This window comes from Aliikangiella litoralis, assembly GCF_052495765.1.
The window spans coordinates 4,170,688-4,184,141 of record NZ_CP199292.1; the positions used below are offsets into that span (position 1 = coordinate 4,170,688).

12 protein-coding genes are annotated in these 13,454 nt (G+C 36.5%); 7 read left to right on the plus strand and 5 right to left on the minus strand.

Annotated features, from left to right (window positions below; genetic code table 11):
- Nucleotides 1–27 precede the first annotated feature (27 nt).
- A complete protein-coding gene (bioA, locus tag ACT5E3_RS17300; RefSeq protein WP_444994794.1) occupies nt 28–1,320 on the minus strand; it encodes an adenosylmethionine--8-amino-7-oxononanoate transaminase in 1,293 nt (430 codons plus the stop codon).
- Between the two features lie 110 nt (nt 1,321–1,430).
- The gene (locus ACT5E3_RS17305) at nt 1,431–1,925 is read right to left on the minus strand and encodes an HPP family protein (RefSeq protein WP_444994795.1); all 495 of its coding nucleotides are present in this window, start codon (nt 1,923–1,925) and stop codon (nt 1,431–1,433) included.
- 240 nt (nt 1,926–2,165) lie between these two features.
- On the opposite strand from ACT5E3_RS17305, the gene ACT5E3_RS17310 reads away from it, so the two are divergent.
- The 6 genes from ACT5E3_RS17310 to ACT5E3_RS17335 all read left to right on the plus strand — a co-directional run bounded on the left by ACT5E3_RS17310 (nt 2,166) and on the right by ACT5E3_RS17335 (nt 8,352).
- Nucleotides 2,166–3,839, plus strand: coding sequence for an amidohydrolase (locus tag ACT5E3_RS17310; RefSeq protein ID WP_444994796.1), 1,674 nt, complete (start codon nt 2,166–2,168; stop codon nt 3,837–3,839).
- A 379-nt stretch (nt 3,840–4,218) separates the two neighbouring features.
- Complete coding sequence (locus tag ACT5E3_RS17315) at nt 4,219–4,914, plus strand: DsbA family protein (RefSeq protein WP_444994797.1); 696 nt, start codon at nt 4,219–4,221, stop codon at nt 4,912–4,914.
- A 202-nt stretch (nt 4,915–5,116) separates the two neighbouring features.
- Entirely contained in the window at nt 5,117–6,337 is a 1,221-nt protein-coding gene (nhaA, locus tag ACT5E3_RS17320) for a Na+/H+ antiporter NhaA (protein WP_444994798.1), read from the plus strand.
- Nucleotides 6,334–6,918 carry a Crp/Fnr family transcriptional regulator gene (locus tag ACT5E3_RS17325; RefSeq protein WP_444994799.1) on the plus strand — a complete coding sequence of 195 codons (585 nt, stop codon included), beginning with the start codon at nt 6,334–6,336 and terminating at the stop codon, nt 6,916–6,918. Before nhaA ends, ACT5E3_RS17325 begins: the two co-directional genes overlap by 4 nt.
- A gap of 73 nt (nt 6,919–6,991) precedes the next feature.
- Nucleotides 6,992–7,468 (plus strand): GNAT family N-acetyltransferase, encoded by a 477-nt coding sequence (locus ACT5E3_RS17330; RefSeq protein WP_444994800.1) that lies wholly within the window; start codon nt 6,992–6,994, stop codon nt 7,466–7,468.
- 11 nt (nt 7,469–7,479) lie between these two features.
- Nucleotides 7,480–8,352 (plus strand): DMT family transporter, encoded by an 873-nt coding sequence (locus tag ACT5E3_RS17335; RefSeq protein WP_444994801.1) that lies wholly within the window; start codon nt 7,480–7,482, stop codon nt 8,350–8,352.
- A 47-nt stretch (nt 8,353–8,399) separates the two neighbouring features.
- Here the strand turns inward: ACT5E3_RS17335 and ACT5E3_RS17340 are convergent, their stop codons facing one another.
- The 3 genes from ACT5E3_RS17340 to ACT5E3_RS17350 form a co-directional block, all read right to left on the minus strand.
- Entirely contained in the window at nt 8,400–9,185 is a 786-nt protein-coding gene (locus ACT5E3_RS17340; protein WP_444994802.1) for a hypothetical protein, read from the minus strand.
- Nucleotides 9,186–9,547: 362 nt separating this feature from the next.
- Nucleotides 9,548–10,711 (minus strand): 2-methylaconitate cis-trans isomerase PrpF family protein, encoded by a 1,164-nt coding sequence (locus ACT5E3_RS17345; protein ID WP_444994803.1) that lies wholly within the window; start codon nt 10,709–10,711, stop codon nt 9,548–9,550.
- Between the two features lie 48 nt (nt 10,712–10,759).
- The gene (locus tag ACT5E3_RS17350; protein WP_444994804.1) at nt 10,760–12,109 is read right to left on the minus strand and encodes a glycosyltransferase; all 1,350 of its coding nucleotides are present in this window, start codon (nt 12,107–12,109) and stop codon (nt 10,760–10,762) included.
- An 837-nt stretch (nt 12,110–12,946) separates the two neighbouring features.
- Between ACT5E3_RS17350 and ACT5E3_RS17355 the strand changes: the two genes are divergently transcribed.
- Nucleotides 12,947–13,402, plus strand: coding sequence for a hypothetical protein (locus ACT5E3_RS17355; protein WP_444994805.1), 456 nt, complete (start codon nt 12,947–12,949; stop codon nt 13,400–13,402).
- Nucleotides 13,403–13,454 lie beyond the last annotated feature (52 nt).

The following is a 13,454-nucleotide window of genomic DNA, read 5'->3' on the forward strand; positions in this document are numbered from 1 at the left end:
TCTCCACTAACATCGCTGAAACACTAGCTAATTAGCAGCTAACTCTGTTGCAATCTGCTTCATGGCCGAGGTTAACAAGCTCAATTCTGCTGGTTGAATGATATAGGGCGGCATAATGTACAGTAGCTTCCCAAAAGGCCTAATCCAAACACCCAACTCGACTAATCGAGGCTGAATTTGATGCATATTAACCGCTTTTTTTAACTCAACAACACCAATTGCTCCTTTGACTCTGACATCGTTAACAGACTCGATTGATAAACAAGCGGCAAGTTCGAGTTTCAACTGCGACTCTATTTTATTGATCCGCTCCTGCCAATTAGACTCTATCAATAACTTCAAGCTTTCACAGGCAACAGCACAGGCCAGAGGATTAGCCATAAACGTTGGTCCATGCATTAAATTACCATCGCCAAAGCGACCTATCGTATCGGCAACTTGTTTTGTTGTGATTGTTGCCGCTAGCGACATATATCCCCCTGTAATAGCCTTACCAACACACAATATATCCGGACAGATGTCAGCTTGTTGATAGGCAAACATAGTCCCTGTTCGCCCAAATGCAGTAGCTATCTCATCTAAAATAAGTAATACGTCATATTCGTCACAAAGTTGGCGAACTTGGCGCAAATACTCAGCACAGTAAACTCTCATTCCACCAGCACCTTGAACAATTGGTTCAATAATTACTGCGGCTATTTGCTGATGGTTAGTGCGAATACAGATTTCAAATTCAGCAATACATTCATCTTGCCAATCAGCATCAGTCCGACAATCTGGCGAGCTTACAAATAAGTGTTTAGGTAAGACACCATTGAACATTGAATGCATACCTGTCACAGGATCACAAACCGACATGGCCCCAAAAGTATCACCGTGATAGCCATTACGGAATGATAAAAAGCGTTTTTTCTGGGTATTCCCAGCAGAATGCCAAAATTGAAGAGCCATTTTTAATGCCACTTCCACAGTGACAGAACCAGAATCGGCAATAAATATGCAATCCAGCTCTGGTGCTGTTAATTCAACTAACTGCCGACTTAATTTGATTGCTGGTTCATGAGTCAGCCCACCAAACATCACATGTGACATCTGATCAACTTGGTTTTTAACGGCTTGATTTAATCGAGGGTGGTTATAACCATGTATTGCAGACCACCATGACGCCATTCCATCAACCACTCTTTGACCGTTGCTTAAATTCAAATGGACACCATCAGCAGACTCTACACCAAATACCGGTGTTGGCTCCGATAGATTAGTGTAAGGATGCCAAATATGTTCGGCATCAAATTGCAAATCAGCATGATTCAAACTCATATAATATTCGCTTTTTATCGTTAGTTTAATTTTTCGTTATCATAACATAAGCAGCCTGCTTGCCACCTATACCAATACTACTGACGTATTTGTTTTTAACCATTTAAAAGTTACTCGGAAAGAAAGGGATTTTTATCTCTAAATGTAGCAACTGCCATAGCAACAGAAAGCAAAATAATTGAATTAAATAAAACAGGAACTATAACAAAATAGTAGCCTAACTCATGCACATTAGTACCACCAATCACAGCAGTAACTGCGGTAGCGCCGCCCGGTGGATGCATACAAGCTAAGTAATGCATAGCTAACATCGAGATAGCAATAGCGATAGAAGAAGCCAAAATAGATTCTGGTATACAATAATAAGCAGTAATACCAACAACAGCAGAAACTAAATGCCCGCCAACAATTGGCCAAGGTTTAGAAACAGGGCTATGGGGTATTCCAAATATTAGCATCGCAGATGCTCCTGTGGATGCTAAAATCATTGGAATACCTTCAACTTCCAAGATTTTATGACTAAAAAATGATGCAAATAATGTCGCAATAAAAGCCCCTACAATTGAGAAATATATTTCTTTATCCGACATAGTTCGCATAGCCATAAATTGCCTCCTAATAAAAACCCAATGCTAATAAACACGCAGTACCCAATAAAAACTATATACCTGGTTAGCCAATCGCCGAATTGAAATAATACTAAGGCGTCAATATCACTGGACAACCAAGACATCAATAACGCATTATATCTGCGATCAGATTAAGACCTATAACAACACTAAACAAACATCCACCTAATTCGCCAGTATTTTGATGGCAAACAATTAAAAGAAAAAGGTATATTGATGATGAAACCAATTCAATTAAAATTATTTTTTTTAATTTTCATATTTTTATATAGTAATAACTTATTCGCTCAATGCCAAATTATCAGCAATATCACGGGATATACACCTGTCGCCAATAGTCTTCAGGTGGAATCATTTAGTTGGCTAGCATTCGACAATGGAAAAATTATTGCGCGAGGCCAATCATCTGACTCGAACAAGCCTGATAACTGCCAAAATATCGACGGTAAAGGACAGTATATGCTGCCCGGAATCATCGATGCACACGGTCATGTTTCTGGACTTGGCAACCAAGTACTTAGAGTTGAATTAAGAGGTGTTCAATCTGAAAAACTAGCAGTGGAGCGAGTTAAAGTATTTGCACAAAAAAATCAAAAGTCCCAGTGGATATTAGGCAGAGGCTGGAATCAAGTACTTTGGATTAACAAGCAATTCCCCAGCAAACAAAGCCTCGATCAATCAGGAATCAAACGCCCTATTTTGTTAACTCGTGTTGACGGACATGCAGCATGGGCTAACAGTCAAGCATTAAAATTAGCAGGTATCAATCGGCAAACACCAGATCCTGACGGTGGAAAAATTATTAGAAATCAAAAAGGCGAAGCGACTGGCATTCTTATTGATAATGCTATTCAATTGGTCAGACAAAAAATACCCAGCCCTTCACTAATTGAAAGAGAATATGCTTTTGACAAAGCATTTGAACACTTACTTGCCTTAGGTATTGTTAGCGTTCATGATGCTGGTGTTAATCAATTAGATTTAAATACTTACATCAAGCGAAATAAGAGCCACACTTTGCCAATTAGAATTTATGGTATGTTGGATGGCTCAAGCCCCCATTTGTCAAGCTGGCTTAAGTCAGGGAAAATTGAAGACGCTCAAGATTTTCTATCTATTCGTAGTGTCAAACTCTATTCAGATGGAGCATTAGGTAGCCGAGGTGCGGCACTCATCGATCCTTATTCAGATGACTCTGACAATAAAGGTTTACTGTTGACACAACCAGCCCAACTAGAGTCATTAGTTGAAACTATTTTAACAAAAGGCTTTCAAGTGAATATACACGCGATTGGCGATCGTGGTAATCAATTGGTATTAAATACGCTAGAAAAAGCTTTTAAAAAAGTTGGCGGTAAAGACTTAAGAAATAGAATAGAACATGCTCAAGTCGTTTCACTTACAGATATTCCGCGCTTTAAATCACTCAATATTATTGCTTCTATGCAACCGGTACATGCTACCAGTGATAAAAATATGGCTGGAGACAGACTTGGAAAAGAGCGACTTAAAGGCGCTTATGCATGGCAAAAATTTATTCAGCAGGGAACGGTAGTCGCATCAGGCTCAGACTTTCCAGTTGAGTTGGCCAATGCATTTCATGGCATTCATGCAGCAATAACACGTCAAGATCATAAAAACCAACCCAAGGGAGGGTGGCTTCCTGGTGAAAAAATGACACCGATACAAGCACTTCGTAGCTTTACTCTAGATGCAGCTTATGCGGCTCATCAAGAAAAAACATTGGGCTCATTAGAAAAAGGCAAATGGGCTGACTTTATTTTAGTCGATCAAGATATCATTAACGGCCCAGCAAAAGAAATTTGGAAAACCCAAGTTTTACAAACCTGGGTCGCTGGACAGAAAAAGTATGAAAAAAGTAACCTTTAGCCTCAACGCTAAAATAAGTAACCTGCTCTACTTTATTGTAATTAAGTAGAGCTGCTTCTGATTTCAACCACTCCATTTTCACTGAGTGAAACGATTTAAATGACAAAAAAATAAATCATTAATTCAGTAATGGCTACCCCCCAATCCCTCTCAAATTTTTTAAGCTTTAATAAAACAGGCTATTTAGTTTATTTTGTTTTTTTTACAGAAAAAAAACACTTATTCTTTAATAAATTAAAAATCATGCTTAATTAATTATTGTTATAAATAAGCAAATTACCAATACTAAAAAATTAGAGCAATATATCTTAGTTAATCACTTTTAATTGATTAGAATATTGGCATCTAGCACTTATTTTCTAAGGTCAATAGTCTGTCAATGTTAAAGTCTCAATTAATTTATGTTACCGATCCGCTCTGTTTATGGTGTTATGGAATTGCTCCTACTTTAGAGAAGTTCTATGCCAAACTCCCTAACAATATAACCTGCACGACAATTAATGGTGGGTTATTTCCTGGTGCACAATCAAAAGTCGCCGATAGCAACTTTCGCAACTATTTAAAAACCGCATCAAAAAAAGTCACAGAACTTACCGGACAAAAGTTTTCTGATGCTTTTTGGAAACGACTTGAAACCCCTGGTTTCCGTTATGATACAGAGCCAAGTGCTCGTGCTACAGTCGTTGTAAAATACCTAACAGATGATAGTACGATGCGTAAATATATGCATGAATTACAATTAGCGACTTTTGTTGAAGGTTTAGATCCGACCAAACCTGAGATATTAGCTTCTATTGCTCAAAAATTCGATATTCAAAAAGAGGCTTTTTTAGCCGCCTACCAAAAGCCTAGTAACCTTAAAACCACTCAAGATGAATATTTATCAGCAAAACAAATGGGGGTTCAGGGCTATCCTGCTTTGATATATGTTAAAGAAAACAAAGGCTATAATCTTATTTCTGGCTATGCCCCACTTGAGCAACTCAATCAAGCGCTGGCCTGGGCAATGGATAAGTGTGGTGACAAACCAGATCTATCAACCAATGCTTGCAATGACAACGGGTGTACAATTTAAGATTACCTATTACTTAAAATAAATTCTTACTTTTTGTTTGTGAGATATTCATTATATCTGGCAGTTTTTGCTATTTAACTGAGCTAATCTTAGTTACACTCTAGTCATCATTCAGCAAACTAAAGATAATTAGGAATAAAACGAAAAGTATATCGTCCTCTTTTCTAATTTATTCTCAATAATAGGTAAACGCCCCTTAAAAATGAACGCAATCGAAACTTTTTTTAAAAAAGAATCATCCGCTGGTATCTTATTAATAATTGCTACAATTGTAGCCTTGATACTAAAAAACTCTCATTTAATTGATCATTATGAAGCATTTTTACATTTGCCAGTTGAAATAAGGTTAGCTTCCTTACATATTGATAAACCATTACTTCTCTGGATAAATGATGGTCTTATGGCCATATTTTTCTTTCTAATTGGCTTAGAAGTCAAACGAGAAGTCATTGAAGGCCACCTGTCATCATGGTCACAAATTTCATTACCCGGTTTTGCCGCTATTGGAGGCATGCTTATACCCGCACTAATTTATGTTTTCTTTAATCAAGGAGATGAGTTTGCTATGCGGGGTTGGGCTATACCAACAGCGACAGATATTGCCTTTGCTCTAGGAATACTCTCACTCTTAGGTAATCGAGTACCTATTTCACTAAAAATATTTTTAATGGCGTTAGCAATTATTGATGACCTTGGGGCAATTATCATTATTGCACTATTTTATACCAATGAGTTATCAACAGCCTCTATCGTAGTTTCTTTTTCTGCGTTAACTATTTTAGTCTTAATGAATCGGTTTAATGTAGCGGTTAGAGCTGCTTATATTTTTATTGGGTTAATACTCTGGGTCAGCGTACTCAAATCAGGTGTTCATGCAACGCTAGCAGGTGTTGCCTTAGCCTTTACCATTCCACTGCAATCTAAAAACCGAAATGGAGACTCTTTCTCCATGCTTAAACACACAGAAGAACAGCTACATACCTGGGTTGCTTATTTAATTTTACCGCTATTTGCTTTTGTCAACGCAGGCATAGAACTCACTGGTATATCACTTAATCAACTATTCTCTAATGTCTCTTTAGGTATTTTCCTTGGTTTATTTATCGGTAAACAAGTAGGCGTATTTGGCTTTAGTTGGCTAGCAATAAAACTGGGTCTCGCTAAATTACCCGAGAGTAGCAATTGGACACAATTGTATGCTGTATCCATATTAACAGGGATAGGATTCACAATGAGTATTTTTGTTAACTCTTTAGCCTTTGAGGATACAGCAATATTTCAGTCCGCCGATAAACTAGCGATTATTGTAGCCTCATTTGTGTCTGGAATAGTTGGTTATTTAATCTTGAAGTTTACTAAAGCCACTTATGTTCCACAGAACTCAGTTTTAGGAACAGAAACTCAAGTCGCCGAGAAAGAATGAGACAAGAAAACTCTCCAATATACCAATTATTCAGCTATCATTTTGAAGCCCCCGAAATTGATTTTGGAGAGATTCTAAAAAACGCAAAAACGCTTAAATTACCTTCAAATAAGCCCCTCTTAAAACTGGCACAAACTCCGGAAAATATTTATCTAGTTGAACAGGGGCTTTTAAGAGCCGTTTTTATCACTGAAGATGGTAAAGAATTTAGTAAAGAATTTTATTGGGAGAATGATATTATCTTTGGTATGAGAAGTATCATTTCCAATCAACCTTTACCTTATTCAATTGAAAGTATAGAACCTTGTTATCTTTACCAATTACCATTAGTTGTCTACCAAAAACTAGTCAGTCAGCATGAAGAATGGAAGAATTATCATATCAAACAACTTGAGCAGCACTTCTTATACAAAGAATTTAAAGAAGAACTGTTATTACTGCATTCAAATCAGCAAAAGGTCAGTAAAGTTTACAAGCTTTTTCCTGAACTGGTAAAAAGAGTTCCAGCAACATTGGTGGCTTCTTATCTGGGGCTAACCTCTGTTAGCTTAAGTCGAATAAAAAAACGACTTAACCTTTAAAACCAATTAACAATTGTTAATTTCATCTGCATACATCCTGAGGTAAAGTGCCATACAAAAGAAGGAGGCAACTATGCTGTGGTTTGTAAAAACATTTAATCAATTATCAACAGAAGAACTCTATAAAATACTAAAACTTAGAATTGATGTTTTTGTGGTTGAGCAAAATTGTGTCTATCCAGATATTGATGATCTGGATAAACAACCAGGCACTCTACATTTGTTTGCGGTGGATAATGAACAGCTTGCTGCCTATATGAGAATATTTCCACCGCAAGTTAACCACCCTAATATGAGTAGCTTCGGCCGAGTCGCGACCGATAGTCAGTATAGAAATACTGGTTTAGGGCACGAGCTATTATCAAAAGCCATCAATATTATTGATAAAGAATGGCCAGACATTAGTTGTCATATTTCAGCGCAATCACACTTAATTAACTATTATAACCGCCAAGGTTTTTTTCAAGTGGGTGAAGGATACCTTGAAGATGGGATCCCCCATATAGGTATGGATAGATTACCTCAAGGAAAAGCGAGTAATAGCAGCTGAAGGTTTAGCCTATGAACAAAAATAACGCGGTTATTGTTGCTTTTATGGTACTCATTTTGGGCAATTTATTTGCAACATTTGTTGATGTTGTAGTTAAAATGTTTGCCAATAATGTAAGCATTTTTCAATACTTATTTTTACGCCAAATAGCGGTACTGCTACTGATGCTACCTTTTTGGTTACGACTACCTAAAATTAAACAAGGTCCGGGTAATGTAAGAGTTCATATAATACGAGGCGTATTAACAAATATCGGTGCTCCAGCTGCGGTTATTGCTTTGCTTTATTTACCTTTAGCAACTGCCAATGTCTTTTTTTATTCCGCTCCATTATTTACTTTGCTATTGGCCAGTTTATTACTCAAAGAGCCAATGCAAAAACACCGAATTATTGTCACTATATTAGGCTTTTCAGGCGTAGTCATAGCACTTCGTCCTGAATATTTTAATTTAGCTGGTTTGCTTGCTATCTGCACGGCTCTGGCAATTGCAGGTTATAATCTATCAGTCAGATGGCTTCCAAAAGGTTCTAGTACAACAAACACTATTTTGTGGAGTAATATTTTCGCCTTACCAATTACCGGCATTATTGCCGCATTTAACTGGTCTCCAATCAGCAATGATTTAATCTTACTGGCAACAACTAGTTGCCTATTTTTAGTCGTTTATCAGGGATGTAGCATTATCGCATTTCAAAAAGCTGAAGCAGGAGCAATTGTTGTGGCCGAATATTCGGGGTTAATTTTTGCAGCCTTACTAGGTTGGCTTATTTTCAATGAGTCCGTTGATCTGTGGACTTTTTCAGGAATCATGTTAATTACTTTGCCGATAATTTGGCAAAGTTGGTATGAAAATAAAACGCAGAAATTACAACCTAAATTATAATGGCAGCCAATGAAGCGGAGAAAACTTCATTGGCATACAATCTTAGGTTACTTTTTAGATTTTGATTTAGACTTGGTCTTCTCGTTTTTATCTTTACCTTCTGAATTTGCAGCTTCAATTGCTTCAAGCAGTGGCTCGTCAAGTTCAGGCACTTGAGTGAGGCTTTCTTTATCCTCAGCATTTTCAGCTAACAAAGTAAATTGTTCATTTGCCAGTTTGTGCAACTCTCGGTGCCCTTCAACTAATGAACTCGTTTGTTTTAACAAGTCATTAGCTTCTTTTAACTCTTGCTCTACTCGCTGCTTATCTTTGCGTAATGTTCTACTATTTTCCTCTGCGCGCTTACGATCATTGGACTCATCCATTTTTTCTTTTTTAAGCGCTTTCATTTTCTTGACAACATTTTCAGGGGTATCAGCAAGAGTTTTTGTGATCTGTTTAATCTCCTTTTGCTTATCAGCTAATTGAGATTTAATTTTCTTGAGTTCTTCAGCACTTGTCGTTTTAGCGAGAGCGAGCTTTTCTTCTGTGCTTTTTAAATTGGCTAAGGCAGCTTCTTTTCCAGCTTGCTCTTCTGATCTTTGTTCTTCTGTGCGAGCAAGTTTTTCAGTTAAAGCGGCAATTTCAGCATCTGCTTTTTCTTTTGCAGATTGTAATTCAGCGTCAGCATTTTTAGCTTGTTCTATCGTTTTAGTTAAAGCAACTTCAAGTTCGTCTGAGCTGCACTCAGCCTTTAAACCCAAAGCTTTTGCAGCCGTTTGCATAAGTACTTGCTTATTAATAGCAAGCTCTTTCCAAACCTTTAACTGCAGTTCTATATCAGATTCGTTCAATTGTTTCTCCTGTACCACGCAAATTCGCGCCGCATCATACTAAAGATTGCCCCTAAAAAGCTAGTCCGAATCAACTTAATACCGTCTTTTTTAGCTATTTTTTTTAATATTGTAGCGGGATCGGGCAAAAGTCAGCTTTATGTGCCTAAAGTTACTGTTTTAAGTAGTCCAAAAACAAATATTGAATATTTCAATTCAACACACAATAATCAACTCAATTTAGCCTTGTGATATTTCAAACTCATATTTATTCGTTATATTCGTTTAACAAACCTATGTATTGATAGTTGCAATTGAAATAAAATTTTTAAATGATTGAGTAAGGAGTGACATAGAACTCAGTATTGGAGACAAATAACGATTTAAGACGAAACCTTTGTTGAATAATAAACTTGACCTTTCATTAATGTACGAGCGGTTCTGGTAATACTCGCCCGTTCAGCTATCCAGCGCTCATTTCGATATACAACTTCTGCACCAACTTCAATGACTCCTCCGGGATGAGCAATTTTAAGTTGTTGCTCGGATACTAAAGGCTGCGGTAACAACTCTGAGATAATAGTTCCTGGTATACAAGCGGCAACGCCGGTTGCAATTGTTCCTGTACCTGTAAACGCATGATGTATAGTTCCCATTGAAAGAATTCGTGCTGAAATATCTTGTTCACTCGTTGCAATGACTTTGCCATGAGATGATATATATTCAGAAGGTTCATCAATAATGGCTATTTTAGGTGTTGCTGGTTGCTGCTCACGTGCAAACTCAGCAGTTGGTGCAGCATTCATTTTGACCGCCCCTAGACACCGAATACTTTCTAATAGTTCAGCCAGTTCTGAGTCGCTAGCTAGCCTGCTAGCTAGTTTTGAAAACTCAAGTTTGAGATCTTTGGCACGAACAAAAACAGTATTATTACCAGCGGCAATTAAACTGACTTCAATATCACCACAATTAGGAACTTTAATTAAATCAACAGGATTACCTGTTGGTAATACAGAATTATCAGCCGCTAACCCTGGCAATAAAAAATCTACCCTAATTGGAGATGCTTTTCCGATAACTCCTGCAATTGAATAATCGCCAGTAGATTCAGGTATACCATTTTTTATTAATATTTGTGTAGCAAAACGCTGATTCAGGTTGGTTTGCCAAACATAAACAGTCATCAAACCATCCCCTTTTGGAGTAAGCAATCCTTGTTCTATAGCAAATACCCCAACCGCTGAAGATAGATTGCCACATGTTCCAGAATAGTCAATCAGTGGCTTATTGATAGAAACAGCACCAAAACAAAACTCTATATCACAGTCATCTCTATCAGACAGGCTAATGATAGCAATTTTACTTGTACTTGATGTAGCGCCACCAATACCATCAATTTGTCGTCCATAAGGATCGGGGCTACCTAAAACTTGTAGTAATATCGGATCCCTTTCAACAGGATCTTGAGGCAAATCTTCCTTAAGGAAAAATATTCCCTTACTTGTGCCTCCTCTCATCCACACTGCTGGTATAGTCGCTTGGGTCATAAATAAATACCGATTACTAATTAATCAATAAATTGGTGAGAACTCAACCTAGTTCATAACACCAGCACGTACCCATTTTTGCCACTGAATCGTTTCTCTTTTAATCAAACGACATAGACTGCGGAATAATGCTTGAAACTCAACGACATCGATAATATAAAAAACAACCCATGCAATTGGAGCAAAAAATAGCAAGTTATAATGAAAGCGAGATTTAGGATCAAAAATGATTTGCAAAGAAATCAGTGATGTCATAAATAGAATAACGAATGCTAAAGGAAAATAATCACTCGCAAAAATAGTATATCCATAAAATAGAGCTAACAGCGGGCCTTCTAACAATAAAGTAACTTCAGAATAAACCGCTAACGGAAAAAGCAAAAATGACAAGTAAGGCGTGTGCTTTTTATCTTTGCTGAAAAATAAATTTTTATGTTTAATAAAAGTAAGCAAACGACCAAATTTCCAACGTAGCCGTTGGTTACAAAGCCCAGACCAATCAGAAGGCCCTTCTGTATAAACAATTGCATCAGCGGCATAGCGAGTCTTATAGCCTTTAGACAAAATGCGAGTCGACATTTCAATATCTTCAGTAATTATCTCATGATCAAAACCACCCACTTCATCTAGCACCGATTTGCGATAAGCAGCTGCTGCACCACCAATAATATAAACAGAATTAAAAACAGAATCGGCTCGCTTAAAAAAGAAACCATATAAATATTCTAGCTGCTGAATGACTTCTAGCGGCTTCGACTTATTACCAACGATAACATTTCCAGCAACAGCTCCTACTTTAGGATCATTAAAACGTTTAACAATATTCGAAACTGTGTATCTATCCATTACACTATCCGCATCAACCGTAACAACTATTTCGCCTTTTGCTATTTTTAATCCCTTATTTAGCGCACGAGCTTTCCCACCATTACGCAGATTCAGATACTTTATCTTCGGCTTTAAAAACTGGATTTTCTCATGTTTGGTTAAATACTCTTTAATTAACTCATGAGTAGAATCAGTCGAACCATCATTAATAACAATAACTTCAAGCTTTTCGTAATAGGTATCTAATACAGAGCTTAAAGTTTTAATAATACCAACTTCTTCATTCCATGCTGGTATTAGCACAGAGACAAGCGGTTCAGTTTTAGGAGAGGGATGCTCTATACCTCGAATTTTTTCAACTACAGAATAAAAAGGAGCAACCACTAATTGTAAAAAGTATTTGATTAAAATCGGGAATAAGATACAAAAAACAGCTAACCTAATAGTGGCTAAGCTATCTATCGATGATGGCTGTGTAACCATAGATAAGTACACAACAGCTAGAGAAATACAATAAAATAAGCCTATAAAAGCAATTTGTATTATGTGTTTTTTACCAAAATTTTTCATAAGTTATCACCCAATAAAAGTCTGTTGTAGAAAGAGATATAAACTACATACCTTTATTATTGGGCGGATTATGCCAGCATAATCATACGCTTAAAAGCTATTTACATAACCACTTGAGATAACCAAAGGATTAATCAGCTAATCTGTGACTGGGTTCGCTATTTTCACCATAACCCTTTGAGTTTTTCTTTACAAGTAAAAAATAACAATTAACCCTTTGATTTTAAAAGAGTTTCATTTAATGATTTTATTGAAACGTAAAGTAAATAAGTCTTGTTTTATCGGAGTTATTTAGCAAAAACCCTTGGTATTCTGTGGGCTTAGCGTGAAATAGGCAAATATATAGATAATGTTCATCACTTTAACCATATTTTTATTATTACATCATTTTTTCCTCTTCAGAATAAACATTCAATGAGCAATAAACGAGCAATATTACTGATTCATCCATTGATAGCTAAGTTTCATTTCCAATAACCGTTTAATATTTTGCCTGAGTGGCTCAATATAAATATTACATAAGCTTTTTTTTACTACTCGCTAACAATCAGCGACTAAATGTAGCAGAGCTAATATATTTTGACATATAGGTTTAATCGACAAGAAAGGTAATAAGGCACATTTAAGCCTTCTTTTTATGTCAAAATAGAAGCTTAAACTTGAGATAATAATAAAATTAACCCTTGTTTTATAGTTAATTAAATTGACACTATTCTCAAACTCATGATAACTATACCCGTGCGATATTGAAGTTGTACGGATATATAAAAGATTATTGAGATTGACCTTTAAATAATCAACAAATTATAAAAATCAAAAAATGGTGAGGAGAGAAAAATGGACTTACAAATTATCGGTATTATATTTGGCTGTATTATATTAGCGGCCGTTGTCTACAAGTACCTACAAAAAGACGCGAAGCAACCGCTCGCGTTAAGTTGTTTCTTATCCTTTCTAGGCTTTGCTCTAGTCGCCTCACCAGCCTGGACCAACATCAGTTTTAAGTCAAGCGAAATAGAAATACAACTAATTAATGAAGCCACTAAACAAATGGATGATTACGTGAAAATCATTGATGGATATAACTCTCGAGCACAAGCCAAAGGACTCAAATGGGAAACCGGTAACAATGGCAGCCAACAACAAGCACTTAACCAACTAGCCAGACAGTTAGAAATGCAAAAAAATAAAGTAAAGCAGGCATTATCAGAAAATAATATTGAGTTAGCCATGAAAGAAACTCAAAAAGGAAGTGAAATAATTGCGACGATAGCTAAACAAGTAGAAGGCTGATTTTTGGTTCATTACCAGCGACTCATTTATACTAATCACTTTAGTCTAATGA

Excerpts from the sequence above, each read along its gene's own strand:
- bioA (WP_444994794.1), bottom strand. The coding sequence starts at position 1,320 with ATGAGTTTGAATCATGCTGATTTGCAATTTGATGCCGAACATATTTGG.
- ACT5E3_RS17305 (WP_444994795.1), bottom strand. The coding sequence starts at position 1,925 with ATGGCTATGCGAACTATGTCGGATAAAGAAATATATTTCTCAATTGTA.
- ACT5E3_RS17310 (WP_444994796.1), top strand. The coding sequence starts at position 2,166 with ATGATGAAACCAATTCAATTAAAATTATTTTTTTTAATTTTCATATTT.
- ACT5E3_RS17315 (WP_444994797.1), top strand. The coding sequence starts at position 4,219 with ATGTTAAAGTCTCAATTAATTTATGTTACCGATCCGCTCTGTTTATGG.
- nhaA (WP_444994798.1), top strand. The coding sequence starts at position 5,117 with ATGAACGCAATCGAAACTTTTTTTAAAAAAGAATCATCCGCTGGTATC.
- ACT5E3_RS17325 (WP_444994799.1), top strand. The coding sequence starts at position 6,334 with ATGAGACAAGAAAACTCTCCAATATACCAATTATTCAGCTATCATTTT.
- ACT5E3_RS17330 (WP_444994800.1), top strand. The coding sequence starts at position 6,992 with ATGCTGTGGTTTGTAAAAACATTTAATCAATTATCAACAGAAGAACTC.
- ACT5E3_RS17335 (WP_444994801.1), top strand. The coding sequence starts at position 7,480 with ATGAACAAAAATAACGCGGTTATTGTTGCTTTTATGGTACTCATTTTG.
- ACT5E3_RS17345 (WP_444994803.1), bottom strand. The coding sequence starts at position 10,711 with ATGACCCAAGCGACTATACCAGCAGTGTGGATGAGAGGAGGCACAAGT.
- ACT5E3_RS17350 (WP_444994804.1), bottom strand. The coding sequence starts at position 12,109 with ATGAAAAATTTTGGTAAAAAACACATAATACAAATTGCTTTTATAGGC.
- ACT5E3_RS17355 (WP_444994805.1), top strand. The coding sequence starts at position 12,947 with ATGGACTTACAAATTATCGGTATTATATTTGGCTGTATTATATTAGCG.